Source organism: Arthrobacter sp. C9C5, from assembly GCF_013359735.1.
Classification (GTDB): Bacteria; Actinomycetota; Actinomycetes; order Actinomycetales; family Micrococcaceae; genus Arthrobacter.
In genome coordinates this window covers 112264-136477 of the sequence record NZ_JABFMX010000010.1, presented here as the reverse complement: position 1 = coordinate 136477, position 24214 = coordinate 112264, and the positions used below count along the sequence as shown (strand labels likewise).

General features: G+C 63.1%; 20 protein-coding genes and 1 pseudogene. 13 read left to right on the top strand and 8 right to left on the bottom strand.

What is annotated here, in order from left to right; translation table 11 throughout:
* Positions 1-338 precede the first annotated feature (338 nt).
* The 4 genes from HNO80_RS09990 to HNO80_RS09975 form a co-directional block, all read right to left on the bottom strand.
* Positions 339-2084: an FAD-dependent oxidoreductase gene (locus tag HNO80_RS09990; RefSeq protein ID WP_175322695.1), complete on the bottom strand. Its 1746-nt coding sequence runs from the start codon at positions 2082-2084 to the stop codon at positions 339-341.
* A 24-nt stretch (positions 2085-2108) separates the two neighbouring features.
* Positions 2109-2372 carry a UBP-type zinc finger domain-containing protein gene (locus HNO80_RS09985; RefSeq protein WP_175322724.1) on the bottom strand — a complete coding sequence of 88 codons (264 nt, stop codon included), beginning with the start codon at positions 2370-2372 and terminating at the stop codon, positions 2109-2111.
* A gap of 106 nt (positions 2373-2478) precedes the next feature.
* Entirely contained in the window at positions 2479-3051 is a 573-nt protein-coding gene (locus HNO80_RS09980) for an HdeD family acid-resistance protein (RefSeq protein ID WP_175322694.1), read from the bottom strand.
* Positions 3052-3114: 63 nt separating this feature from the next.
* Complete coding sequence (locus HNO80_RS09975) at positions 3115-3984, bottom strand: S1C family serine protease (RefSeq protein ID WP_175322693.1); 870 nt, start codon at positions 3982-3984, stop codon at positions 3115-3117.
* A 737-nt stretch (positions 3985-4721) separates the two neighbouring features.
* On the opposite strand from HNO80_RS09975, the gene dnaK reads away from it, so the two are divergent.
* From dnaK to trxA, 6 genes are read left to right on the top strand one after another with little or no spacing between them, the layout of a single operon-like run.
* Positions 4722-6614 carry a molecular chaperone DnaK gene (dnaK, locus tag HNO80_RS09970; protein WP_175322692.1) on the top strand — a complete coding sequence of 631 codons (1893 nt, stop codon included), beginning with the start codon at positions 4722-4724 and terminating at the stop codon, positions 6612-6614.
* A gap of 8 nt (positions 6615-6622) precedes the next feature.
* On the top strand, positions 6623-7165 hold the full coding sequence (locus HNO80_RS09965; protein ID WP_175322691.1) for a nucleotide exchange factor GrpE: 543 nt from the start codon (positions 6623-6625) through the stop codon (positions 7163-7165).
* Entirely contained in the window at positions 7158-8108 is a 951-nt protein-coding gene (locus tag HNO80_RS09960; protein ID WP_175322690.1) for a DnaJ C-terminal domain-containing protein, read from the top strand. The genes HNO80_RS09965 and HNO80_RS09960 overlap by 8 nt, the downstream gene beginning before the upstream one ends.
* On the top strand, positions 8105-8422 hold the full coding sequence (locus tag HNO80_RS09955; protein WP_175322689.1) for a chaperone modulator CbpM: 318 nt from the start codon (positions 8105-8107) through the stop codon (positions 8420-8422). Before HNO80_RS09960 ends, HNO80_RS09955 begins: the two co-directional genes overlap by 4 nt.
* Positions 8419-11055 (top strand): ATP-dependent chaperone ClpB, encoded by a 2637-nt coding sequence (gene clpB, locus HNO80_RS09950; RefSeq protein WP_175322688.1) that lies wholly within the window; start codon positions 8419-8421, stop codon positions 11053-11055. Before HNO80_RS09955 ends, clpB begins: the two co-directional genes overlap by 4 nt.
* Complete coding sequence (gene trxA / locus HNO80_RS09945) at positions 11052-11480, top strand: thioredoxin (RefSeq protein ID WP_175322687.1); 429 nt, start codon at positions 11052-11054, stop codon at positions 11478-11480. Before clpB ends, trxA begins: the two co-directional genes overlap by 4 nt.
* Before the next feature lie 179 nt (positions 11481-11659).
* On the opposite strand, the gene HNO80_RS09940 is transcribed toward trxA, so the two are convergent.
* Positions 11660-12622, bottom strand: coding sequence for a LysR family transcriptional regulator (locus tag HNO80_RS09940; protein WP_175322686.1), 963 nt, complete (start codon positions 12620-12622; stop codon positions 11660-11662).
* A gap of 217 nt (positions 12623-12839) precedes the next feature.
* Here HNO80_RS09940 and HNO80_RS09935 point away from each other — a divergent pair, with 217 nt between their 5' ends.
* From HNO80_RS09935 to HNO80_RS18210, 4 genes and pseudogenes are all read left to right on the top strand, one after another.
* Positions 12840-13247, top strand: coding sequence for a hypothetical protein (locus HNO80_RS09935; RefSeq protein WP_175322685.1), 408 nt, complete (start codon positions 12840-12842; stop codon positions 13245-13247).
* Between the two features lie 18 nt (positions 13248-13265).
* On the top strand, positions 13266-14126 hold the full coding sequence (locus tag HNO80_RS09930; RefSeq protein WP_175322684.1) for an alpha/beta fold hydrolase: 861 nt from the start codon (positions 13266-13268) through the stop codon (positions 14124-14126).
* A 189-nt stretch (positions 14127-14315) separates the two neighbouring features.
* Positions 14316-15797 (top strand): NAD-dependent succinate-semialdehyde dehydrogenase, encoded by a 1482-nt coding sequence (locus tag HNO80_RS09925; RefSeq protein WP_175322683.1) that lies wholly within the window; start codon positions 14316-14318, stop codon positions 15795-15797.
* 120 nt (positions 15798-15917) lie between these two features.
* Positions 15918-16804 (top strand): annotated as a pseudogene (locus HNO80_RS18210) (Ldh family oxidoreductase).
* A gap of 1377 nt (positions 16805-18181) precedes the next feature.
* On the opposite strand, the gene HNO80_RS09910 reads toward HNO80_RS18210, so the two are convergent.
* Positions 18182-19579, bottom strand: coding sequence for an MFS transporter (locus tag HNO80_RS09910; RefSeq protein WP_217500767.1), 1398 nt, complete (start codon positions 19577-19579; stop codon positions 18182-18184).
* Between the two features lie 123 nt (positions 19580-19702).
* Positions 19703-20647, bottom strand: a complete 945-nt coding sequence (locus HNO80_RS09905) for a LysR family transcriptional regulator (protein WP_175322680.1) — start codon at positions 20645-20647, stop codon at positions 19703-19705.
* Positions 20648-20767: 120 nt separating this feature from the next.
* Between HNO80_RS09905 and HNO80_RS09900 the strand changes: the two genes are divergently transcribed.
* From HNO80_RS09900 to HNO80_RS09890, 3 genes are read left to right on the top strand one after another with little or no spacing between them, the layout of a single operon-like run.
* Complete coding sequence (locus HNO80_RS09900; RefSeq protein WP_175322679.1) at positions 20768-21688, top strand: CoA transferase subunit A; 921 nt, start codon at positions 20768-20770, stop codon at positions 21686-21688.
* Positions 21685-22491, top strand: coding sequence for a CoA-transferase subunit beta (locus HNO80_RS09895; protein WP_175322678.1), 807 nt, complete (start codon positions 21685-21687; stop codon positions 22489-22491). The genes HNO80_RS09900 and HNO80_RS09895 overlap by 4 nt, the downstream gene beginning before the upstream one ends.
* 17 nt (positions 22492-22508) lie before the next feature.
* Positions 22509-23282, top strand: a complete 774-nt coding sequence (locus HNO80_RS09890; protein ID WP_175322677.1) for an SDR family oxidoreductase — start codon at positions 22509-22511, stop codon at positions 23280-23282.
* Between the two features lie 451 nt (positions 23283-23733).
* Here the strand turns inward: HNO80_RS09890 and HNO80_RS09885 are convergent, their stop codons facing one another.
* Positions 23734-24183, bottom strand: coding sequence for an acyl-CoA thioesterase (locus HNO80_RS09885; protein WP_175322676.1), 450 nt, complete (start codon positions 24181-24183; stop codon positions 23734-23736).
* Between the last annotated feature and the right edge of the window lie 31 nt (positions 24184-24214).

Below are 24214 nucleotides of genomic sequence, written 5' to 3'. Positions count from 1 at the left end.
ACGAACGCTCGGGACAGACTATCCAACCCGGTACTCGGCCGGGATGCCGGTGACTCGTCTCTAGCGGGCCCGCCGACTCTGAGGCTGGTGCGGCAAGGCCGGGATCGGCTGTCCAACACCACCAACCTACGCCCGTATGCCGCCGTTGTTAAGCGCTTGCCATATCCCTGCGGATTGCCGTCGGTGTGCTGGACGTTCAACGGCATCTGGGGACGTCATCGACGCTTCCGCCGCATCGCCAGACCCCTCGGCCGCCAGCTGGCGTGCGGCGACCTGACTCGCGACGTTGGGCCCGTTTGCCGTCGTCCGTCGCGCCAGGGGGCCGTTCCGCTGGACTTTCACCGGCCCTCCCTCCAACGCGGCGCACCTGCCGGTCCGTCCCGGAGGAGACGCAGATGCTCGTGGATCATCGCCACGGCCGTTGAGCCTTCCCCGGCGGCAGCCGTCACGCGTTTCACCGATCCATGCCGAACATCGCCGGCCGCGAACATTCCGGGAACGCTTGTTTCCAGGGGCAGACGTCTGCGCCCCAAATGGCTGAATCCAGCAGGAAGGTCCTCAAGATCAGCTCCGGTGAGAACAAAGCCGTGATCATCCAGGGCGACGGTGCCCTGCAGCCATTCTGTGCACGGCGCGGCCCCGATGAAAATGAAGAGGTATCGGGAGTCGAAGATGCGCCGCTCGCCTGTGGCTCCCAGATCGACGACGATCCGTTCAAGGGCGCCGGAACCGTCTACGGCCACGACGTTGGCCCTCAGGAGTACCTCTATGCCCAGTTGCTCTTCGATCCGGTCCGCGAGGTATCTCGACATGTCTGCGCGGAGGTCCGCCCCGCGCACCACCAGCCGCACTTGTGCTCCGGTGCCAGCCAGGAAAAGCGCGGCCTGTCCCGCGGAGTTTCCACCGCCGACGACGGTCACGGGCTGCAATCCGCAGAGCCTGGCTTCATGGACAGTGGCGGCGTAGAAGACGCTGATCCCCTCGAATTTCTCCAGCCCGGGGACTGGCAGCCGGCGGTAACGAACCCCGGTTGCGAGCAGAGCGGCTCGGGAGGAGGCCGGGCCGCTCTCGTTGAACTCGGCGCGGAACTCGCCGTCCTTCAATTCGATGGTGCGTGCCCAGCATGCGACGTTGATCTGGACGCTGAACTTTCGGGCCTGAATGATCGCTCGTTCAGTAAGTTCACCGCCGGAGATCCCGGCGGGAAAGCCGAGGAAGTTCTCGATCCGCGACGACGTGCCGGCCTGCCCACCTATCGCGAAGCCTTCCTTAAGGACAACCGACAACCCGTCCGACGCCGCGTAGACCGCCGCCGCCAGACCGGCGGGGCCGGCTCCGATCACCATGAGATCGTACGATGCCGAATGCTCTTTCACCGCCCGCAGGCCCATGGCAAGGGCAAGCTCTGCGTTCGACGGGTTCTTGAGGATCTGTGATGCGCTTAGCACCACGGCCGGCAGCTCCTCCGCGAGTATCCCGGCCCGGTCCAGGATGCCCTGCGCATGCTCGTCATCCTCCAGATCGACCAGCAGGTGAGGCAGGCGGTTGGCGGCTGCAAATTCCAACAGGCGAAGAGTGTCCCGGCTGAATCGTGATCCCACGATGCGCATGCCCGCGCCCGCGCTGATCAGCAGGATCCGCCGCTGAAGATATGCCCGCAGGATGGTCTCGCCCACCGCGGCGTCCGTCAGCACGGCACGGCGCAGGTCGTCCCCGCTGATCTGCAGCACTTCACCCGCCTCGGCGGACACAGTGCTGACAAAGGCCGGTTGCCCCTCGACCAGGCCCAGTTCCCCGAGGAAGCGTCCCGGGCCGTGAGCTTCGAGGATCCGCGTGTCGGGGCCAAGCTCAGCGGTCTGCCTGCCACCTTCGCTGTGCAGCCCCTCGACGACCAGGACTGTGCCCTGCAGGATGACGAAGAAATCAGCCTCGACCGTCCCCTCCTGGATGAGGACCTCTCCGGCCGAGGTAGCGCGGCTGGTGCCGGCGCGGCCCAACAATTCGATCTGGGCTTGGCTGAGCCGTGGATAGGCGCCGGAGACATCCGGCGTTTCGATCGGCGTCGATCCTGCGACAGGTTCCATCAGCTAGTTACGCCCGCCGGTAGCCTAGACCAATGCCTCATGGGGATAGCACCAGCGCCAGTCCTCGCCGGGCTCCAAGGAACGAACGATCGGATGCAACTCGTTGGCGTGAGCTCGCGCGTGCCGCATGGGTGAGGAATCACAACACCCCACATGGCCGCAGGAGAGACACAAGCGCAAATGAACCCAGGGGGTGCCCAAGGCCAGACATTCCTCGCAGCCCTGCGGCGTCCGCACTCGAACCGGCCGAATCCGTGCCAGGTGCGGATCAGGAATTCCAGGAATCATCATGTTGGCTCCTATATCAGTCTGGCCATGAAGCGAGCCTTGCCGCGCAGATCGGGATTTGGGCCCTCACACCGGAAGCCTTTGCTCATTTGGCGGCCCTTTAGTTTTAACCCATCGAGAGACGTGTATTAGGGCGTCCGCCCAGCCTGCGCAGTCCGACACCGGAGGCGATTAAAAGTACTCCGAGGAGAATCGCGAAGGACGAGAGCAGGCCAAGGAGACTGAGTATGCCTGGGCCGGGAAGAATCACCAGGAAGAGCCCGAAGAGAATGGTGATGATTCCTGTGATCAGCCAGAGCCACCATGACCCGACAGTCTTTTTGACTTCAACTGCCAGCGCGATCTGGGAGACACCGAGAATAACCGCCCACAGGCCGATGACAAGCGCCAGCGAGAGGGCGGTGATGCCCGGCCAGGCGAACGCGACGAGACCCGCGAGCACGGAGACGATGCCGCCCACTAGTTGCCAGACCGACCGGCGCTTCTTGCGTGTAGCGTAGTGCACGATATTGGCTGCCCCGTCAAAGAGAGCGTAGATCCCGAAGAGGATCACCAGTGCAAGTACGGAGACTCCGGGCCAGAGGACGACCAAAATACCGAATAGAATGGCGGCAGCACCCCGGATGATCAACGCCATTCCTGATCCCTTAAACAATTGTTCTGCCAGTGGGTCGGACATAGCCACACCTCTGTTTCTGGAATTGGTTTCCTAATCTTGCTGGTCCCGGCCGCACGAGCAGGTCTAGCCCGTTGAAGTGCTGCCCAATGTGACTTTCACCGACTTTGTATCCTGCCCGCGCTGGAAGCCGACGTCTGACTGCTGGCCCGGCTCTTTCTTGCGGATAGCGGCAAGGAGATCGGTCACGCTGCTGATCTTCTGCCCGTCGAACTGGGTGATGATGTCACCTGGCTGCAGTCCCGCATTGGCTGCCGGCCCTCCCTTGGCAACTTCGATGACTAGCGCGCCCGACGTGGTGGGGAGGCCAAAGCGGTTGGCGACCTCTTGGGAGATATCGGTCGGAATAATTCCAAGGACCGGGTGCGTGGCCACTCCGCTCTTCAGTATCTGGTCCGCTATGTCGGTCACGGTGGCCGCGGGAGTCACGAACCCGATCGACACGGCGCCCGAGCTGGGCGGCAGATACGCTTCCGAGAGTCCGATGATTTCAGAGCTGATGTTGACCGCGGCCCCGCCGGAATTGCCCGGGGAGATGGGGGCGTCTGTCTGGATAAGGTCGATAAGCCCCTGGGGCGATCCCTCGGACGGGGGCATATTACGGTGAAGTGCGGAAACAATGCCCGCCGTGACGGTCTGCTCCAGCCCGAGCGGGCTGCCGATAACAACCGTCAGCTGCCCGACTTCTGGAGGCGCCGTAGAGAACTTGGCGGCCGGAAGGTTGCCCCGGTCAGCCTTCACCACTGCCACGTCGGTTGCGTCGTCTACACCGACGACCGTGGCTGGCGCCTGAGATCCGTCCGCGAAGTGGATCCGGACGCGCTTAAACGGCTTCTTTTGCTGGTCCTCCACCACGTGGGCGTCCGTGACGATGGTGCCGTCGCTGCGGTAGACCACTCCGCTGCCGATGCCGCCTGATGTTTCGATCGTGACCACAGACGGCTCGACCTCTCTGACGATCCTAGGAACGGCTGAAAGGTCCCCCGTGGAATTCGAAGCTCCAGCACTGGCGGATTGTGACGCCGGAGCCGGGGGCGACCCTGTGCACGCCGACCCGAACATGAGTAAGCCCACGCCGAGGGCGGCGGTCCAAGCCCTTCCGCGTCCTGGCGGGGGCGAGGCCGTACCCCCGGCGGCCGTCGTTCTGCTCATACTCATTGGATTCCCGTTGCTTTCTCTGGCTGCTGAAGCAGGTAGCAGGTTGACTCTCCTCCGCCCCCTCCGCGTCCGCATGGCCCCGGGACGCCTAAAAACCGCCCACATTTGAATCCGACAGGTCAACCCGGGGCAGCTCGTGCGCGCTAGGATCTCCCGCCTGGCCGGAGTTGGGCAACGCTTTAGCGGGGGCCGCGCCACCCTCAAACGCAAGGATCGCGAACGCGCGGCTTCGTACAGGTTTGGGCGGATCTCGAAGTCAGGGAGGTCAAAACCAGTGGTCGGATAGCCGGAGGCGAGCCAGAGCTGGACCCGTGTCCCGAGAGGTCAATTTTCTGGAACATATTTGACCCTCCAGGGTCATGCCGTCGCTCCCGCCCGAGGGCAGACTCAACCCCATAAGGCCCCATGACACGACCTTGGGCCTCGTGGCCCAGCCAAGGCGTACGTCATGCGGGTGCAACATCGGGCGGACGTCGCCGCAGGACCGGTCGCGCCCTCTAGGACCGGAGTGAGTCATGGCCAAAGCAGTAGGAATTGATCTCGGAACAACCAACTCGGTAATCGCCGTCTGGGAGGGCGGGGAAGCCCGCGTCGTACCCAATGCGGAAGGAGCCCGGACCACTCCGTCAGTTGTGGCGTACACGGACACCGGAGAACGGCTCGTGGGGCAGCTGGCCCGCCGCCAGGCGATTCTCAACCCCAAGGGGACTATCACGTCCGCCAAGCGGTTTATCGGCCGGCACTATGACGAGATCACGGATGAGGCCAAGGCCGTGAGTTTCGACGTCGTAGCGGACGACAACGGCGTAGCGCGGTTTCAAGTTCAGGGCAAAAAAGTCGCGCCAGAAGAGGCGAGTGCGCTCGTTCTCCGCAAGCTGGTGGACGACGCCGCGAAGCAGTTGGGCGAAAAGGTGACGGAGGCCGTCATTACGGTTCCCGCGTACTTTAACGACGCACAGCGAACCGCTACCAAGGACGCGGGCAAGATCGCCGGGCTGGAAGTCCTGCGCATCATCAACGAACCTACTGCAGCGGCCCTGGCCTACGGCATCGACAAACGCCAGCATGAGACGGTGTTGGTTTTCGACCTTGGCGGCGGAACCTTTGATGTGAGCCTGCTGGACGTGGGGGACGGGGTTGTGGAGGTCCGTTCCACGGCGGGTGACACGCACCTCGGCGGGGACGATTTTGACCGCCGGCTTGTCGATTACTTGGCTGACGACTTCCAGAAGGAGGCGGGCATCGACCTCCGGTCGGACCCCCAGGCGCTGCAACGACTGTTCGAGGCTGCCGAGAAAGCGAAGGTCGAGCTCAGCTCAGTGACCCAGACCCAGGTGAACCTTCCATTCATCACTGCCGACGCCACGGGACCCAAGCATCTGACGACCACCGTTCGGCGCTCTGTTTTTGAAGACATCACCCATGACTTGGTGGAACGCACCATGGGTCCGGTCAAGCAGGCGATGACGGACGCCAAAGTTACCGCCAACGACATCGATGAAGTGATTCTAGTCGGCGGCTCCACGCGCATTCCCGCGGTACAGAGCGTCGTTCGGCGTCTGACAGGCGGCAAAGATCCCAACATGAGCGTCAATCCAGACGAAGTCGTCGCCATCGGTGCGGCGATCCAGGCCGGGGTGCTCAAGGGGGAGGTCTCGGACGTCCTGCTACTGGACGTTGTGCCGCTTTCCCTCGGTGTCGAAACTCGCGGTGGGGTGATGACAAAGATCATCGAGCGCAATACGACTATTCCCGCCAGGCGCAGCGAAGTGTTCTCCACCGCCGACGACAACCAGCCCGCCGTCGATGTGGTGGTCTTGCAGGGGGAGCGGGAGCTAGCGGCGGATAATCGGGTGCTGGGCCGGTTCCAGCTGAGCGATATCCGGCCAGCGCCCCGCGGCGAACCGCAGGTCGAGGTCACGTTCGACGTCGACGCCAATGGCATTCTGAACGTCACGGCTCGCGACAAGGACACGGGCAAGGAACAGGGCATCACGATCAGCGAAGGCTCCAACCTCGACGCCAAGGAAGTCGAGCGCATGATTGCCGAGGCTGAGTCCCACCGAAGCGATGACTTGCAGAACCGGGAGCGGATTGACACCTTGAACGAACTCGACGCGGTGGCCTACCGGGTTGAGCGGGCCGTCAATGAGCTAGGTGATGCAGCCCCGGTGCATGACAAGGCGCGCGCGGAACTGCTGATCGGGCAGGCGCGCGACGCTGTCAGCAACCAGGCGGAGGTTGGCACCGCGAGGGAATTAATTTCCGAGCTTCAGCAGTTACAGTCGGCGCTGAGTGCGTCGGCTGCCGCCGCGGCCACTGCAGGGGCGGGCCAGGGATCCGCATCCCAGCCCGGAGCCTCCGACGATGCAGATGACATCGTCGATGCAGAATTCGATCGTGGCTAGGAACGGCCATGAGCGACCGGGCGGGCCCTGCTGGACAGGCCCATCCAGGAGGTGACGAGGCAGAGACCTCCGCAGCCGATGAGAGGGGAGCCGAAGCGGCTGCGCAGGCCGGCGAGCTGGCCAAAATGGAGGATCTGTGGCGCCGTGCGCTGGCTGATGCGGATAACGTTCGCAAGCGCGCCGCCCGTGACGGCGCCCAAGTGAGGGCACAGGAACGCGCCGCGGTCTGTTTGGCATGGCTACCTGTGCTGGACAACCTGGAATTGGCCATGGCTCACGCACCCTCCGCGGGGGATCCGCTTGTGGAGGGCATAGCCGCTATCCGATCCCAGGCGATCGATACCCTGGCCCGTCTGGGCTATCCGCGGATCGACGGCGAGAACGTCCCCTTCGACCCGCGGATTCACGAGGTGGTCAGTGTATCGGAAACGGACGAGGCTCCCCCCGGGACTGTGCTGACCGTTCTGCGCCCGGGCTACGGCAGTACGGACACTGTCCTCAGGCCAGCCGCCGTTGTGGTGAGCCGGGCGGTGACCCCGGACCGTGGCTAAGGATCACTACTCAGTTCTCGGCGTCCCGCGCACGGCGGAGCCTGACGAAATCCAGCGCGCTTACCGCAAGCTGGCCAGAAAATACCATCCGGACGTGAACCGGGAGCCGGATGCCGGCGATAGGTTCAAGGAGATCGGCGAGGCCTACGAGATTTTGTCGGATCCCGAAAACAGGGCGCGCTATGACCGTTTCGGTGCTGATTTCCGGCAGTACGCCGGCAGCGGCGCAGGCCCGGGGGGCGGCGGCACGCGGTGGGGTTCCGGGGGGCCGCGCCCGGGCCCCCGGCCGGGCCCGCGTCCGGGACGCGGCCCATACGGCAATGCTCACGTCGACATGGGCGGCGACGTCGATTGGGAGGATCTGCTCGGTGGCTGGTTCCGGCAACAAGCGGGGGGCCCGTCCCGGGGTGCGGACCACGAAGCCGAGCTATGGCTGACCGTTGAGGAAGCAGTCCGCGGCGGAAGGCGCACCGTCAGGTTGGCTCAGTCGGACGGGGATACCCGCGATTATGACGTCGACGTGCCTCCCGGTGTGCTCGACGGACAGCGCATCCGTCTCGCTGGGGAAGGCGCGGCGGGCCGCGAAGGGGGACCGCCGGGCGACCTTCAGCTGACCGTACGGCTCCTGCCCGACAGCAGGTACCGGCTAAAGGGCCGGGATATCTACCTCGACCTTCCGGTATCGCCCTCAGAGGCGGCCCTAGGGGCCAAGATCAAGACCCAGGCGCCAACCGGGACAGTCACCATCACCGTGCCCGAGGGCTCCTCCAGCGGCCGCCGGCTGCGGCTGCGAGGGCAGGGCATGCCCAACCCGCGGGGATTACCGGGGCACCTGTATGCGGAGCTCAAGATCATGGTGCCGCCGAGCCCTAACAAAGAGGAACGCAAGCTGTACCAGAAACTCGGCAGCATCTCCGACTTCAATCCCCGGGAGAAACAATGAGCAAGACGTATGCGCTCGCCTACCCGTGGCGCCTGAATCTCGAGGCGGTGGCGCGCAGCAGCGGCGTCCACCCCGACATCGTCAGGCGGTTCGCGGAGCTGGACCTGATCCGACCGCTAGGCGGTGATGCTCCCGGCGGCCCCTGGTTCAGTCCGCGAACCCCGGAACTGATCGCGCGTGTCCTGCGGCTGCACGCGGAGCTGGCGCTGAATTATGCGGCAATCCCGCTGGTACTGGACCTCCAGGCGCGGGTGGACGCGCTGGAACGACGTTTGGTTGAAATCACGCAGGTGGAAAGGACTACTTCGCGATGAATATGGAGAGTTTGACGCAGAAGTCGCAGGAAGCCTTGGCCGCGGCCCAGCGGATCGCCCAGCAACACGGCCACACCGAAACGGACGGGGAGCATCTGCTGGCGGCCCTGCTGGAGCAGGAGGGGGGCCTCGTTCCGCGGCTGCTCGTGGGCATGCAGGTTGACGTGGACGAGCTGAAGAGAGCGGTCGAAGCCGAGCTGCGGCGGAAGCCGAAGGTCACCGGCCCGGGGGCAGCACCAGGGCAGGTGTACGTAAGCCGCAGGCTCGGCACACTCCTCGATGCGGCCGAACGTGAAGCCAAACGGCTCAAAGACGAATACGTCTCGGTGGAACACCTGCTGGTCGCCCTGGCGGAGGAAGGTCGGTCCACCGCGTCCGGCAGGGTGCTGGCCGAGCATGGCATCACCCGCGAGGCGTTTCTCTCGGTCCTGACACAGGTCAGGGGAAACCAGCGCGTCACCTCGGCAACACCGGAGCAGACCTACGAGGCGCTGGAGAAGTACGGCCGCGATCTGGTGGCGGACGCCCGCACTGGAAAGCTGGATCCCGTCATCGGCCGCGACGCGGAAATCCGACGGGTCGTCCAGATACTTTCGCGCAAAACCAAAAATAATCCGGTGCTGATCGGCGAGCCTGGAGTCGGCAAGACCGCCATTGTGGAGGGTCTGGCCCAGCGGATCGTCCGGCAGGACGTGCCGGAAGGGCTGAAGAACAAGACCATCTTCTCGCTCGACATAAGCGCCCTCGTGGCCGGCGCCAAGTACCGCGGAGAGTTCGAGGAGCGGCTGAAGGCGGTGCTGGCCGAGGTGCTGGCGGCAGAAGGCAGGATCCTGCTCTTCGTGGACGAGCTGCACACCGTCGTCGGGGCAGGCGCGTCCGAGGGGTCGATGGACGCCGGGAACATGCTGAAGCCGATGCTGGCCCGCGGGGAGCTGCACATGATCGGCGCGACCACCCTTGACGAATACCGCAAACACATTGAATCGGATCCGGCTTTGGAACGCCGTTTCCAGCCGGTCACGGTGGACGAGCCCGACGTCGAGGACGCTATTTCCATTCTTCGCGGGCTGCGGGAGCGGCTCGAGGTCTTCCACGGCGTACGGATCCAAGACAGTGCCCTGGTGGCTGCGGCCACCCTTTCCCACCGGTACATCACCGATCGTTTCCTTCCGGACAAGGCCATCGACCTCGTGGATGAGGCGTGCGCTCGCCTCCGGACGGAAATTGATTCGATGCCCGCGGAACTGGACGAGCTCACACGGAAAGTCACCCGGCTCGAAATCGAAGAGGCGGCACTCTCCAAGGAGACCGATCCGGCAAGCAAGGCCCGGCTTGAGGAGCTGAGGCGTGAATTGGCGGACCTGCGCGGTGAGGCCGACGCGAAGAGGGCCCAATGGGAAGCCGAGCGCCAAGCGATCCACAAACTGCAGGAAATCCGCAGTGAGCTGGAGCGGGCTCGGCAGGAGGCGGAGGAAGCCGAGCGGAATTACGACCTCAATCGTGCGGCGGAGCTACGCTACGGCAGGCTAGCCGACCTCGAACGACGGCTGGCCGCCGAGGAGGAACGGTTGACCGCGAAACAGGGTGAAAAACGCCTACTCCGCGAGGTGGTGACGGAGGACGAGATCGCCGACATCGTTGCGGCATGGACAGGCATACCGGTCGCACGGCTGAAGCAGGGCGAACGTGAGAAAGTCCTGCACCTGGACGAAATCCTGCGCGCCCGCGTCGTCGGGCAGGAAGAAGCGATTAGTGCTGTGTCAGACGCCATCATCCGCGCCCGCTCCGGTATTCGGGATCCCCGCCGGCCCATCGGTTCCTTCATCTTCCTCGGCCCGACCGGCGTGGGGAAGACCGAGCTTGCAAAGGCTCTGGCTGCGGCGCTCTTCGACAGCGAAAACGCAATGATCCGGCTGGACATGAGCGAGTACCAGGAGCGCCACACCGTGAGCCGCCTGCTGGGGGCGCCTCCTGGCTACGTCGGTTACGACGAAGGAGGACAGCTCACTGAAGCGGTGCGCCGGAAGACGTACTCGGTGGTGCTGTTCGATGAGGTGGAAAAGGCCCATCCGGACATCTTCAACACTTTGCTGCAGGTGCTCGACGACGGACGGATTACTGACTCCCAGGGCCGGACCATTGATTTCCGCAACACCGTCATTATCATGACCTCCAATATCGGCTCCCAGTATCTTCTGGAGGGTTCGACCAAAGGCGGGGCGATCACCGAGGAGGCGCGCGGCATGGTGATGGGTGAGCTCCGGGCGCATTTCCGCCCCGAGTTCCTCAACCGCGTGGACGATACGGTCTTGTTCGCACCCCTCGGACTGCCGCAAATCGAGCGCATCGTTGATCTGCAGTTCCAACAGCTGCGGCAGCGGCTGGCCGAGCAGCAAATAGAGCTGCACCTGACCGAGGAAGCGCGCCTTCTGATAGCCGAACGCGGCTTCGATCCGGTCTACGGAGCGCGTCCATTGCGCCGCTACATTTCCCATGTGGTGGAAACGCAAGTGGGGCGGGCCCTGCTCCGTGGCAGCATCGCGGAAGGCGGAGTGGTCACGGTGACGACGGCCGGAGGGGAATTAGTGGTTGACTACAGCACGCTGGAGCTGGAGGGGGCTGGAACCCTATGAACAAGGCCATCATCAAATGCCCGCATTGCGGCAAGTCCAACCGCGTACCGGCTGTTGCCGAGGGCCGGCCGCACTGCGGGAGTTGTCACCGGGAGCTTCCCTGGGTCGTTGAAGCGGGGGATGATGACTTCGGCGAAATCGCTGAACGGTCCGACGTTCCGGTGATGGTGGACTTCTGGGCGGTGTGGTGCGGACCCTGCCGAATGGTGAGCCCCGTGCTGGACCAGTTGGCACACGAACGCGCGGGACAAATCAAACTTGTGAAGGTCGACGTGGACCACTCGCCGCAGCTCTCCGCCAGATTCGCCATTCAGGCGGTGCCAACGTTGATGGTCATCGTCGACGGCAAGATCGTCGCGAGGCAGGCCGGCGCAGCTCCCGCTCCCGTGCTGAGGTCCTGGTTGGAGGGGGCCCTCACGAAGTAGCTCACAAGAGCAGCGGACGACGGCGGCCGGTTGCCTGCCATCGTCCGTTATGGGTCGCGGGTAACCCCGTTCAGATGGTTGAGAAGGCGTCCACGACGCTCAAGTCCCTCATCGGGTAACCACTATTACAGAGACGATATCGGCGGTATTTCTTGACTGCACTGCGACCGTCAGTGGCGCTAGTGGGACTGGAGCGAGGAGGGTAGCGAGGCACGCCGACGCGAGTCGACGAGGTTCGGGACGCCTCCGAAGGAGGCCAGGGTCCGGGCGGTCTCCACGAACTCGCGTGCCAGCCCGTCATTGACGTCAGTGCGCCATGCAATCGACAGCGGAGAGGGCGGGACGTCTTTGACCGGGATGAAGGACAGCCCCGGACGGTCATAGAAACGCTGCGTGGAGGCTTGAGTGAACGCAATTCCCCGCTCACCCATGATGGCTTCGAAACACTCGTCGACGGTGGCTACCTGAGTGCCCAGACGGACCGGCTGCCCGCCACGGGCCTGGGTTGCGAGCCAGAAATCCCGCCATTTATCCGGAGCCTTGCGGGCGACGAAGGGCTCATCAACGACCTGTTCCACCGAGACCTCGGACAGCCCGGCAAAGCGGGAGCTGCTGGCAACTACGAGGACCCGCGGCTCAATGAACAGTGTCTCCATGGCGAGCCAGTCAGCCGCCGGCAGGGGAGGCCTCACAAATGCCACGTCAGCGCTTCCGTCGGCAAGCCCGGCGGTAGGGTCTGCGAAATCGAAGGACCTCATCTGGACGTGGATTTCCGGATGGTTGTTCTTGAACGCGGCGAGGATCCGCGGAGTCAGTTCAGCTGCTGCGTTGGCCTGAAAGCCGACTATCAGGGTGCCCCTCACGCCGCTGGCAGCCTCCTGGGTCAACGAAACGGCGCGCTGCGCAGCGGATATAAGGCGTCTTGCTTCACCCAGCAAAACATCCCCCGCGCTGGTCAGAGAGACGCTGCGGCTGGTCCGGATCAGCAGGGGAGTGCCCAGAGCGTGTTCAAGCTTCCGTATTTGGACACTGAGGGATGGCTGGGCGATGTGAAGTCGGGCAGCGGCTCGCCCGAAATGCAGCTCTTCCGCAACGGCGACGAAGTACTGCAGGACGCGCAGGTCAAGCTGTGGCTGCTGCATCGTTCAACTCTAAGCTCCGCCACAATCGGGGTCCAATAGTTTCAGGCTATTGGTGGATAGGGGACAGGTATTGGACCGTTCGGGGCAACGGGGGCTGCAATGGAAACAGCGAAGGGTTGCCAACGGAGACAGCCGCCGAGGCACTCCAGAAACCCCGCTAAAGAGGCTCGGGCAGAGAAGCCCGACCCTCCGCGAGACCAATGAGAGGAACAACGAAATGACGGTCGTAACACGTGCCCCTTCCGTAGAATCCTGGGTTCAGAGCTTCACCGAGGCCAACAACCACGACCCGGAGATCCAGGCTCACGGAAAGTACTTCACCTGCTCCTACCTGCTGGACATGGAGGCGCACACCTTTGTTGTCCGGGTGGTGTCCGGCACCATCGCACAGATTTCCGTCGACCCGGGACCCATCGAGGTGCCCTACCAGTTCGCCATCCGGGCCAGCGCACACACGTGGGGTGAGTTCGGCAAGCCCGTCCCGGATCCCATGTACCACGGCATCTGGGCCGCCACTTTCCAGCGCGACATGAAGCTGGAAGGCGATGTCCTGGTCCTGATGCAGAATCTGCGCTGCCTCACCCGCCAGATCGAACTGCTGCGCTCCACCGGCGCACCCGTCTAGACCATAGGAGTTCCTGAAATGAGCAAAATTTCCCCCGTCACAGGCCGCTACGTCACCGTCGACGTGGATGGCCTCGAATACAAGGTTTTCTACCTCGAAAACGGCCAGGGCCAGCCCCTGGTGTGCCAGCACACCGCCGGAGCGCACAACCACCAGTGGCGCGGCCTTCTGGAGGACCCGGAGATCACCGCCAAATACCGCGTCATCGCCTACGACCTCCCCCGCCATGGCAAATCGGACCCCCCTGAAAACACTGAGTGGTGGACTGAGGAGTACCAGCTCAGTGCGGACCACTTCGCTAACTTCATCGTCGCCCTCGTCGATGCACTGGAACTGGTTGACCCCATCTTCATGGGATCCTCCTTCGGCGGCAACATAGCGCTGCAGCTCGCCCACCGCTTCCCGGAGAGGTTCGACGCCGTCATCCCCGTGGAGGGAGCGGACCACTCACCGGGCTTCTATCTCGACTGGTGGCAGCACCCCCATGCCAATGCCGCACAGGTGTGCGGCAGCGGCACCTGGGACCTCATGGCCCCGCAATCGCCGGAGGCGGACCGCTGGAAAACGTGGTTCTACTACACTCAGGGTTCCGAGGCGTTCAAGGGTGACCTGTACTTCTACTCGGTGGACCACGATCTGCGCGGCAAACTGGGCGAGATCCAGACCGACAAATGCGCGGTGGTCCTGATGACCGGCGAGTACGACTACCTCACCACCCCCGAAGACGGAGCCCGCACGGCCAGCCAGATCCCGGGTGCCGAGTTCATCGAGATGAAGGCCATTGGGCACTTCCCGATGAGCGAGAACTACCCGGTTTTCAAGGGATACCTCGTTCAGGCTCTGGACCTGATCCGCACCAAGACGGCGGTCGGAGCCTAGCCGATTCTCACCTAAGGCGTCGGTGCCGACCCAAGAGGGTCGGCACCGACCCTGCCACCTTAACGGGTAAAGACACACAGAAGATTCAACCTCCTCATGCTCTGCCTCTGGCACCCGGACCGTACCAAACTGCTGAAGGTCGGGCTGCACACCGCTACGACTTCCTTAAAACCCCTTGGAGATAGAACGATGTCAATAAACGCCCAGCGTGAAGCCGCCCTGCTGGCGTCCGTGCCGACTGGCCTGCTGATCAACGGCGAGTGGCGTCCGGCCGCGTCCGGCAAGACCTTCGATGTGGAGGATCCCTCGACCGGCAAAGTCCTGTTGAGCCTTGCCGATGCCGGCCCGGAAGACGGGGCGGCGGCACTGGATGCCGCGGCTGCCGCGCAGGAGTCCTGGGCGAAGGTCTCGGCCCGTGAGCGCGGGGAGATCCTGCGCCGCGCCTTCGAACTGGTGACCGAGCGTGCGGAGGACTTCGCGCTGCTGATGACCCTCGAAATGGGCAAGCCGCTGGCCGAGGCCCGCGGCGAGGTCATGTACGGTGCGGAGTTCCTGCGCTGGTTCTCCGAAGAGGCCGTCCGGGCCTTCGGGCGCTACTCGGTGTCCCCGGACGGGAAGTCCCGGCTCCTGGTGACGAAGAAGCCGGTGGGCCCCTGCCTGCTGATCACGCCGTGGAACTTCCCCCTGGCCATGGCCACCCGCAAGGTCGCCCCGGCCGTCGCGGCCGGCTGCACCATGGTCCTCAAGTCCGCGAACCTGACCCCGCTGACGTCCCAGCTGTTTGCGGCCGTGATGGTGGAGGCCGGGCTGCCGGCCGGTGTGCTGAACCTGATCCCGACCTCCACGGCCGGTGCCACCACGGGTCCTCTGATCGAGGACTCCCGGCTCCGCAAGCTCTCCTTCACCGGCTCCACCGAAGTCGGCCGCCGGCTGCTCGCGGACGCGTCCGAGACGGTCCTGCGGACCTCGATGGAGCTTGGCGGGAACGCCCCGTTCGTCGTGTTTGAAGACGCCGACGTCGACGCCGCGGTGGCCGGGGCGATGCTGGCGAAGCTGCGGAACATGGGCGAAGCTTGCACCGCGGCGAACCGGTTCATCGTCCACGAATCCGTCGCCGAGGAGTTCGCCAAGAAATTCGCCGCCAAGATGGCCGGCATGACCACGGCCCGCGGCACCGAGGCCGAGTCCACGGTGGGTCCGCTCATCGACGCGAAGAGCCGGGACAAGGTCCACGAGCTCGTCACCGACGCCGTGAAGGATGGTGCCGTCCTAATCATGGGCGGGTCACCCGTGGACGGTCCGGGATACTTCTACGAACCCACCCTTCTCCTCGACGTGCGCGAAGGCGCCCGGATCCTGTCCCAGGAAATCTTCGGCCCCGTCGCACCGATCATCACCTTCGACACCGAGGAGGATGCTATCCGCCTGGCAAACAACACCGAGTACGGTCTGGTGGCGTACGTCTTCACCCGGGACCTGAACCGGGGCATCCGGATGGGCGAACGCCTTGAGACCGGCATGCTGGGCCTGAACGCCGGTGTGGTGTCCAACGCGGCCGCACCGTTCGGCGGAGTCAAGCAGTCCGGCCTGGGCCGCGAAGGCGGACTGGAGGGCATCGAGGAGTACCTCTACACGCAGTACATCGGCATCGCCGACCCCTACGCCGGCTAAACCGAAAGGAGGGGGAGTGTCCCTCAGCTTGGAAGACGCCACTGAGGTGGGTACTGCCGCTCTTAGGGCAGTGGGATTGTCCGTTCCGGATACGCAGATCACCTTCCGGCACCTTCTCGATTGCCAGTTGAGGGCTTGTCGTTTAGCGGACTAGCCCGGAGTCTCAGCATCAGTGAACGGTCGACTGCGAAGCCGCCAGGTGCAAAGGACCTCAGAATAACGCGGCAGACTCCTTTGTCAGCCCAGCTGGACGGCGGTGACAGGGTTGGCTACGTTGTGGCGCAACAAGCCGTGGAGATCGCCATCGACGAAGCTGCGGACGTGGGCTTGGCAGTCGTCGGAGCGAACAACACCTGGTACACAGGAATGCTGTCGAACTACGCGGAAATGATCACTGCCAAAGGGCTCGTAGCTGTGATCGCTTCAAATGCCTCGCCCTGGGTGACGCCGTTCGGCGGGACGGAGGGCCGGTTCGGCACAAACCCTTTTTGCTTGGGTTTCCCAGCACCTCAACGCCCGTGATTTGGGACATCGGGATCTCGGAAATCATTCATGCCCAAGCCGTCCTCGCACAGCGACAAGGCCAACAACTTCCACACGGTGTCGCCTATGACTCCGACGGGCAACCTACGACAGATCCTGCACGTGCCATGGCCGGAGCGTTTACAGCGTGGGGCGGACACAAGGGTAGCGGTCTCGGCGTGAGCATCCAGCTGCTGGGCATGCTGGCCGGCTCGCCGGTTTTCCCGAAGCAGTTGGAAGACTTCGGCTTCTTTGTCCTCGCCATGCAGCCCGACCTGTTGACGCCGAGGGACGAATTCGCGAAGAAGGTCTCGACGTTTTCCGAGGCAATGCGGAAGACCAGACGCGCGGATGAGAAGGTGCCCGTCCGGATGCCCTTCGAACGGTCCGCCGCACGGCGGGCCGAGCAGCTTGCCGCCGGCGGGTTCGACGTCGACGTTGCGGTCCTTGGGGCCGTGACGGCCCTTGCACAGAAGGAACAATGAACGACCCCCCCTTGGGCGTCGGACATTCTCTTGACGACGGAGGGGATCACCGCCCACAACAGGCCTTCGACCAGGTGTGCCTCGACACATAGTCCTCGGCACCCTTGGCTGCTTCATTTCATTTACGCGGTTTCGCCGGCGGCCTCGTAGCGAAGCTGTACCCACCCAAGCTGGCCACGCTCGCCCCAATCTGGGCAGGCTACGGTGACTCCCACGACAGTCCGGGGGCGAGAGCCGGCTGGTTGGAACAGCAGAGTGGGCATAAAAATAAGTGTGCACAATGTGCACACTCTTGCAGTCGGAGCGGGTCGTACTGGTGGCGGACTGGGCCTGATTCGGTATGTTTCGGCCGGGTCCCAGCGTGTGCAGGGTCCGGAACCCGGTTCGAGTCCCACCTCGGGCACAGTGTTTCCGCAGGTCACCAGGGTTTTTGACCGCCGGTACGGTGGACAGAATGTTGACGTATGGGCCCCTTCGGGGGCCTTTCTTGTGGGCCGGTGTTGTGGCCGAGGTTCCTCTCGCTGATGGCGGTGCCTTTCAGTACTTCATGGCGCCGCACGTCTGGAACTGCATGACTTGACCGAAATCCGGGGAAGCCTTGAGCGCGTCTGCTTGTCGTCCGTTTGCTTCGTCATGCCTTCCCATTGCGGATTCCTCACTCAGCTACATGCCCCTGCTTCGACAGGTTGCCAGGCTGGTAGAGAAGCCCCCGCCGGGTAAGCTTTCCGTGTCTTCTTTCCCGCTAGTCCCGGATCGACGCTCCCTCGACTCTGGCTTCCCAACCAACATGTCTGTCATGCCTCACTATGCGCTTCTAAGAATTTGTTTGGGAAGGACAGAAAGCCCTGATTCCCGGAACGAACTGGACGCGCACCTGATGTCCAGTGCGGGCGCGCGGGGGCTCAATAATGCTTCAACTGTTTGGCTATGGCTGGAGCGTTTGTGCCCGTCCTCCAACAGCTCAGCAGCGGCACGACGCGTTCCTGTTGACTCAAGGCAACAGGTCCCGGAAGGTGCTTTCGTTGCCTCATGTGAGTCGCCGGACACCACGATTGTTGACCCGCCTATGGCAACGGGCAGGCCATCCAGAGCCGCGATCTAGTACCGGACCTTCGCCCGGGACAGGCAGGCAGGGTCAACCACGTGATGCGGGCCCACAGTCAAAGGGACGCCACGTTCCACTTGTGCGGATTGACTGTGCTCGCGCGACGCCGCATTGCTATCTTCAACGATTGTGGTTTGTCGGGTTGCCCGTTCTGTCGGATCGTAATCAGGCGACTACATCATTGACGTCACGAGGGTCTTGGAAATGACGCAAAGAGCGGTGTCGCACCGGAGAACCCGGGCGACACCGCTGCGTCAGTGTTTCGGTCGGTACTAGCGCTGCAGGCTCGGGGTCCTGTCGCTTTCGATTCCGGTCGCGGGAGTCCTCTCGCTTTCCGTTCCGAAGCTGTCAGCGCTGCCGTAGTCCGCGCCCAGGCTGCGCGAGCGTGACAGCAGCCCGAGAACTGAGGCGATCGTGATGACTACGTGCACAATGGCCAAGACGATGACAGCCAGGATCGATCCTGTCGCATTTAGAAGATACTGCCCCATCATGGGGGCTGTCCCTGCGAAGACGGTAGAGCTGAGCTGGTAGCTGAGCGAGATACCGGTGTAGCGGATGTTGGGCGGGAACGACTTGGCGAGAATACCTGCCATGGCGGCGTAGTACATGGAATGCGGGATGGTGGCCACTGCCATTCCGATGACGGCCAGCGTGTAGTCGCCTGTCCCGATCAGCATGAACATCAGCGGCAGGACCAGGAGCTCGGGGACCAGCATCAGCAGCACCGCTTTGCGCAGTGTCAGTTTTGAGGCGATCACGGCTCCAAAAGGTTGCACAATGAACTGCACCACGAGGGAGATGGTCACGATGGACAGGAAACTTGTTCTGCTGAACAGTCCTTCGTCAACGGCCCAGGCGAGTGCGAAAGTGCCTTTGAAGTAGGTGGCGGAGACACCAATGACGCACGCTCCGATACCCAAGGCGACGATGCCTTTGGAGCTCTTCAGCACTTCAGTCAACGGCGCTTTCGCGACGGTCTTGGTCTCCATGAGGGCCTGCATAGCCGGAGATTCTTCAATGCTTAGCCGAACAAATAGTCCAATTGCCACAAGCGCCGCTGACAGCAGGAATGGGATGCGCCAGCCCCAGGTGATGAAGGCGTCATCGGGAAGCTGGGCGACCATCAGCCAGACAAGTGTCGAAAGCAGGTTGCCCATGGGGGAGCCTTGTTGCGCGAAAGCGCCGTAAAGAATTCCCTTGCCCTTGGGTGCATGCTCGGCAGCGAGGACGACGGCGCCGCCCCACTCGCCGCCCATGGCAATACCCTGGATGAGTCGAAGGGCCACCAGGAGGACCGCTGCCCACCCGCCCACTTGGGCGTACGTGGGCAGTAGCCCAACGGCAGTGGTGCATATGCCCATCATTAGCAGCGTGGTCACCAGGGCTTTCTTGCGACCGAGCCTGTCGCCGATGTGACCGAAAATGATCCCACCAAGCGGCCTCGCGAGGAAACCAACCCAAAACGTCGCGAAAGCGGCCAGAGTCCCGACCGCCTGGTCTTGGGCCGGAAAGAAGATCTTGCCGAAGACAAGAGCGGACGCGGTCCCGTAGGCGTAAAAGTCGTACCATTCGACGGTGGTTCCCGCGAACGATGCCCAGCCCGCTTTCCGGGCCATTTTCTGCCGGAACTGGGCTGGGCCAGATTCCGTCTTCTGTAATCCGCTCACAACAACTCCATTGTCTAGCTGTGGCACCCTGTGACACAGCACACGGTGAATTTCATCCCCTACCCTGACACCCGAAACTAATAGCGTCCAATATCTAGTTCGTTCTACAGTAAGTGGAAAACTCTATAAGTGTTCTTCGGCGGCTTCCGTTGCTTGGCTGCTTCTCGAGCCGGGAAGCGGTGGGGTCGGGAGGACCCGTCGGGCAATTTCGAGCACAGCGTGTGTGGCCGTGGAGACGTTGTCCTTCCGCCACGCGAGGACTGCAGCAAGCTCCGGAAGGTCATCTTCCAAGTCCCGGTAGACAAGACCTGGAGTGTTGATGTGCTGCACGGACGACACGGTGATGGTGACCCCAACGCCGGCGGCGACCAGTCCCAGAATGGTGTACGAATCCGGGGCCTCCTGCATGATCCGCGGAGTGAAGCCGGCTCCCATGGCCACATGGATCAAGGCATCCCGCACGGTGGAACCCTGAGTGCCCGGAAAAGTCACGAACGGCTCGCTCGCGAGGTCCGACACCCTGATCGTTTCTCTGCTTGCGAGCGGGTGGTCCGACGGCAAGGCGGCGACCATTCGTTCATAGCCATAGACGTGGGTGGTGATGCTCTGGTTGTTGACAGGAAGGCGTGAGAAGCCAATGTCCAGATCGCCGGCGACCACCTCGGCAATCGCCGCCCCCGCATATGTCTGGCCCTGCAGCACAAGTTCGATACCGGGCTGTTCTGCTCGGACAGCACGCGCCAATATTGGCAGGACGTTTCTGCTGCTTGCCCCGGCGAAACCAATGGTCACCCTGCCGACGATCTCCGAGATCCCCAGAACCGCAGAACGGCGGGCGATGTCAACGTCGGCCATCACCTGTTTGGCTGGCCCGAGCAGAGCTTTGCCGGCATCGCTAAGGCTCACGGACCGAGTATTCCGGTGGAACAGGGGGACCCCCAGTTCCTTCTCCAGAAGCCGGATTTGCTGGCTCAAGGCCGGTTGTGCCATGTGTATCTTGGCAGCAGCCCGGCCGAAATGCAGCTCCTCGGCTATCGCGATGAATCCCGCCAGATGTCTTAGTTCCACTACTGCCCCTTCGATTCAGATGAGATCCCTATCATATAGGTCAGATTTATGTATTGGACCGTTATATATCTCGGATGCAAGCATGGGAGACCAGCCGAAAGACCCGGAAGGCAGTTCCCAATGGCCGAAAAATTGTTCTCCTTGAAGGACGCGATAGGCACTTTCGTGTCCGACGATGATGTCGTAGCACTGGAAGGGTTTACTCACCTCATTCCCTTCGCTGCGGGCCACGAGATCATCCGGCAGGGTGTGAAGGGCCTGACGCTGGTGCGGATGACTCCGGACATCATTGCGGACCAACTGGTGGCGGCCGGCTGCGTGAACAGGATGGTCTTTGCCTTCACCGGCAACAGCTCGGTCGGTTCTTTGTATGCGGTGCGGCGGGCAGTGGAGGCCGGTGGTGCCGGCGAGCTCGAGCTTGAGGAGTACAGCCACTACGGCCTCCTGGCGCGATACCAGGCTGGCGCCGCCGGGATCCCGTTCATGCCCGTCAGGTCCTATGCCGGCAGCGATCTGGTCAAAATCAACCCGCAGCTCAAAAAAGTGGCCTCCCCTTTCGAGGAGGATGTCGAAACCTACGTGGTGCCAGCACTGAACCCCGACGTGGCAATAATCCACGCTCAGCGGGCGGACCGGCAAGGCAATATCCAGAGCTGGGGCATCCTTGGGCCACAACAGGAAGTCGCCTTTGCGTCCAAGCGCACCATCGTGTTGGTGGAAGAGATTGTCGATGATGATGTCATCCGCTCCGATCCCAACAGAACGCTAATTCCCGGCTTCGTCGTCGATGCCGTCGTGGAGTGCAGATATGGGGCACACCCCTCCTTCGCGCAGGGCTACTATGACCGCGACAACGACTTCTACCGTTCGTGGTCAGCCATCAGCAAAGACCCGGACCGTCTCGAGTCCTGGATCCAGGAATGGATCCACGACGCCGGAGACCACCGCGGTTACCTCAGCAAGCTGGGCGACGGATTCTTCGACCGGCTGACGCCGGTTCCCCGCCTGTCCACCCCCGTCAACTATGGGAGCGTCCTATGACCAGCGTCGTCGAGACAACCACTACCGGGCCGGACCCGACTCCGTACTACACCGTCAGTGAACTCCTGGCGGCTGTCAGCTGCCGCTACCTGCAGGGCAAACGGCGGGTTTTTGCTGGCATTGGCCTGCCTACCCTCGCCGTTGCGCTGGCACAGAAGTCCACATCGCCGGACATTGAGCAGGTTTACGAGTCGGGTGTATGCGGTGCTCATCCGCCGAAATTACCGGAAACCATCGCCGACGCCTCCCTGGCCACGGGCGCGGAAACCATCCTGACCATGCCCGTGCTGTTTGGGTATGTACTCCAGGGCGGCTGGATCGACGTAGGTTTTCTCGGCGCAGCGCAGATCGACAAGTTCGGCAGCCTGAATACCAGCGTCATCGGCCCGTGGGACTCGCCGACAGTACGCCTTCCCGGTTCCGGCGGTGCCGCCGAAGTGATGGTGAACTCCCGAGAGGTATTCGTCGTCATGCGCCGGCATAACAAAACTTCCTTTGTCCGGGAACTGGACTTTTGCACCAGCCCGTCGCCGGCGGCCGCGCGGCGGGCGGATCCCAAAGTGCCGACACACGGCGCTGGTGTAACCACCGTCATCAGCGAACTCGGTGTCTTCAAAGCCAATGCAGCAGGTGAATTATGCCTGGCCAGTGTGCATGAAGGCGTGACGGTGGACCAGGTTCGCGAGCAGACCGGGTGGCCGATCAAGGTGATGGACGGCCTGACTGTGACGCCTCCGCCCACGGGAGAAGAGCTCCGGCTACTGCGTGATGACATCGACCCGGGCCGCGTCTACCTCCGGTGAGGGACGGAAAGGGACGGATGTTCAGCACCCAGATTTTTGGCGACCGAACCGCGCTTGTCACCGGAGGCACCTCCGGCATCGGCTTGGCCATTGCCGAACGCCTGGCATCGCTCGGTGCCAGGACTGCAATCATCGGTCGTGACGAAAGCAAACTCGAAAGGGCCGTCGCCTCTTTGGCGGCGAGAGGATTCGAAGTAAGGGGCTACAAGGCGGATGTCCGCGATGAAGCGGCGGTGCACGGCGCCCTTGAGGCGATCGAGTCGGACTTCTCGCCGGTGGGCCTGCTCGTGAACAACGCCGCGGGAAATTTCCGAGTCAACCCGCTGGACCTGACGCCCAACGGCTGGAATGCGGTCGTAAACATTGTGCTCAACGGCACCTGGAACCTCACCCAGGCTGTCGGCCGGCGGGCCATCACTCTGTCGGTGCCGCTGTCAGTGGTGAACATCGGCACGTCCGCGGCTCTCATGGGAAACCCGGACACGGTCCACTCGGCCAGTGCGAAGGCGGGAGTGATGGCCATGACGAAGTCACTCGCCGCGGCCTGGGCACCTCACGGAGTCCGCCTCAACGTGCTCACGCCCGGGCTGACGGAGCAGACCGGTGGTGCCGGGATACTGTACGGAACGGAACCTGAGATGGAGGGGCACCTGGCAAATATTCCGCTGGGAAGGCTGGCCAGGAAGGAAGAAATTGCCGATGCCTGCGCCTTTCTGCTCAGTGATTTTGGCTCGTACATCACCGGAAGTGAGCTGCTGATCGACGGCGGCCGGCGTCTAACCGGCCACTGACAAGGAGAAGGCAAACGTGGCCGATGCATTCCTGGGAGGCGGCGGGAGCCCCGGCATCCGTGAGAGAAGGTGCGATCCCGAGAGGCCTTTCACGGTCCGAAGCCAACGGAAAAGGGGCTCGGCCTCCCACACCGACATTTGGGAGCTGCGCGGACGCCGTCGGTCGATGCGCTGGCGGGCAGCTCCTCAACCATTTCAGCCGCATCACGCAGGTGCCGCAGCCGGTGATTGCCGTATGGGATGGCGTAGCCCTGGGCCGCGGCGCGGGACTGGCGTAAGCCGGGGACTCTCGGCTCGTCACCGGCGAACTAGGGATGGGGCAGCCGGGAACAGGCCTCGGGATACTGGCCTGCAGCCGGGGCAACATGCGGCTCAAGCTGTCAGCAGGGGGCGCACCCGGAAGGCGATGGGCGGTTCCCCGGAGTTAGGGATTCTTCCAGCAAGGACCCGGTTATTCCGGTCGTGACGTCTCCGTTTCGGTATATCGCGAGAGATATGCCGTTTCAGCGGCGGTGAGTTTTCTGGGGCGGTTCGATTCACGTTCAAGCGGGACCAGTACCGTGCTGCCCCTAAAGACGGGTGACGATTGTTGGATCGCCGAGTAGCGGACGGTGAAGGATCCGCTACCAATTCTGGAAATATCGAGCATCAGCAGGAGCTCATCCCCGTAGCTGACAGGTCTGAGGTATTCAACGGTCAGGGCGGCAACCACCTTAGGACACCGGAACGATTCCAACCCTTCAGCGGCGGCTCTCTGGTTGAGCCAAAGTATCCGTGCCTCTTCCATCAACGTGACAATGCGGGCGTTGTTGATGTGCCCGTTAAGATCCTGATCCGACCAACGCAGAGGCATGAGGCATTCGAAGCGCTCCTGCACGCCACGGTGGTCGGCGGCATTCATGTAGGGCGGCGCCGTTTCGGATGCCCTCCTG

What these genes read in the sequence shown, in the direction of transcription:
- HNO80_RS09990 (WP_175322695.1), bottom strand. Translation starts at nt 2,084, where the DNA reads ATGGAACCTGTCGCAGGATCGACGCCGATCGAAACGCCGGATGTCTCC.
- HNO80_RS09985 (WP_175322724.1), bottom strand. Translation starts at nt 2,372, where the DNA reads ATGATTCCTGGAATTCCTGATCCGCACCTGGCACGGATTCGGCCGGTT.
- HNO80_RS09980 (WP_175322694.1), bottom strand. Translation starts at nt 3,051, where the DNA reads ATGTCCGACCCACTGGCAGAACAATTGTTTAAGGGATCAGGAATGGCG.
- dnaK (WP_175322692.1), top strand. Translation starts at nt 4,722, where the DNA reads ATGGCCAAAGCAGTAGGAATTGATCTCGGAACAACCAACTCGGTAATC.
- HNO80_RS09965 (WP_175322691.1), top strand. Translation starts at nt 6,623, where the DNA reads ATGAGCGACCGGGCGGGCCCTGCTGGACAGGCCCATCCAGGAGGTGAC.
- HNO80_RS09955 (WP_175322689.1), top strand. Translation starts at nt 8,105, where the DNA reads ATGAGCAAGACGTATGCGCTCGCCTACCCGTGGCGCCTGAATCTCGAG.
- clpB (WP_175322688.1), top strand. Translation starts at nt 8,419, where the DNA reads ATGAATATGGAGAGTTTGACGCAGAAGTCGCAGGAAGCCTTGGCCGCG.
- trxA (WP_175322687.1), top strand. Translation starts at nt 11,052, where the DNA reads ATGAACAAGGCCATCATCAAATGCCCGCATTGCGGCAAGTCCAACCGC.
- HNO80_RS09940 (WP_175322686.1), bottom strand. Translation starts at nt 12,622, where the DNA reads ATGCAGCAGCCACAGCTTGACCTGCGCGTCCTGCAGTACTTCGTCGCC.
- HNO80_RS09935 (WP_175322685.1), top strand. Translation starts at nt 12,840, where the DNA reads ATGACGGTCGTAACACGTGCCCCTTCCGTAGAATCCTGGGTTCAGAGC.
- HNO80_RS09930 (WP_175322684.1), top strand. Translation starts at nt 13,266, where the DNA reads ATGAGCAAAATTTCCCCCGTCACAGGCCGCTACGTCACCGTCGACGTG.
- HNO80_RS09925 (WP_175322683.1), top strand. Translation starts at nt 14,316, where the DNA reads ATGTCAATAAACGCCCAGCGTGAAGCCGCCCTGCTGGCGTCCGTGCCG.
- HNO80_RS09900 (WP_175322679.1), top strand. Translation starts at nt 20,768, where the DNA reads ATGGCCGAAAAATTGTTCTCCTTGAAGGACGCGATAGGCACTTTCGTG.
- HNO80_RS09895 (WP_175322678.1), top strand. Translation starts at nt 21,685, where the DNA reads ATGACCAGCGTCGTCGAGACAACCACTACCGGGCCGGACCCGACTCCG.
- HNO80_RS09890 (WP_175322677.1), top strand. Translation starts at nt 22,509, where the DNA reads ATGTTCAGCACCCAGATTTTTGGCGACCGAACCGCGCTTGTCACCGGA.
- HNO80_RS09885 (WP_175322676.1), bottom strand. Translation starts at nt 24,183, where the DNA reads ATGAATGCCGCCGACCACCGTGGCGTGCAGGAGCGCTTCGAATGCCTC.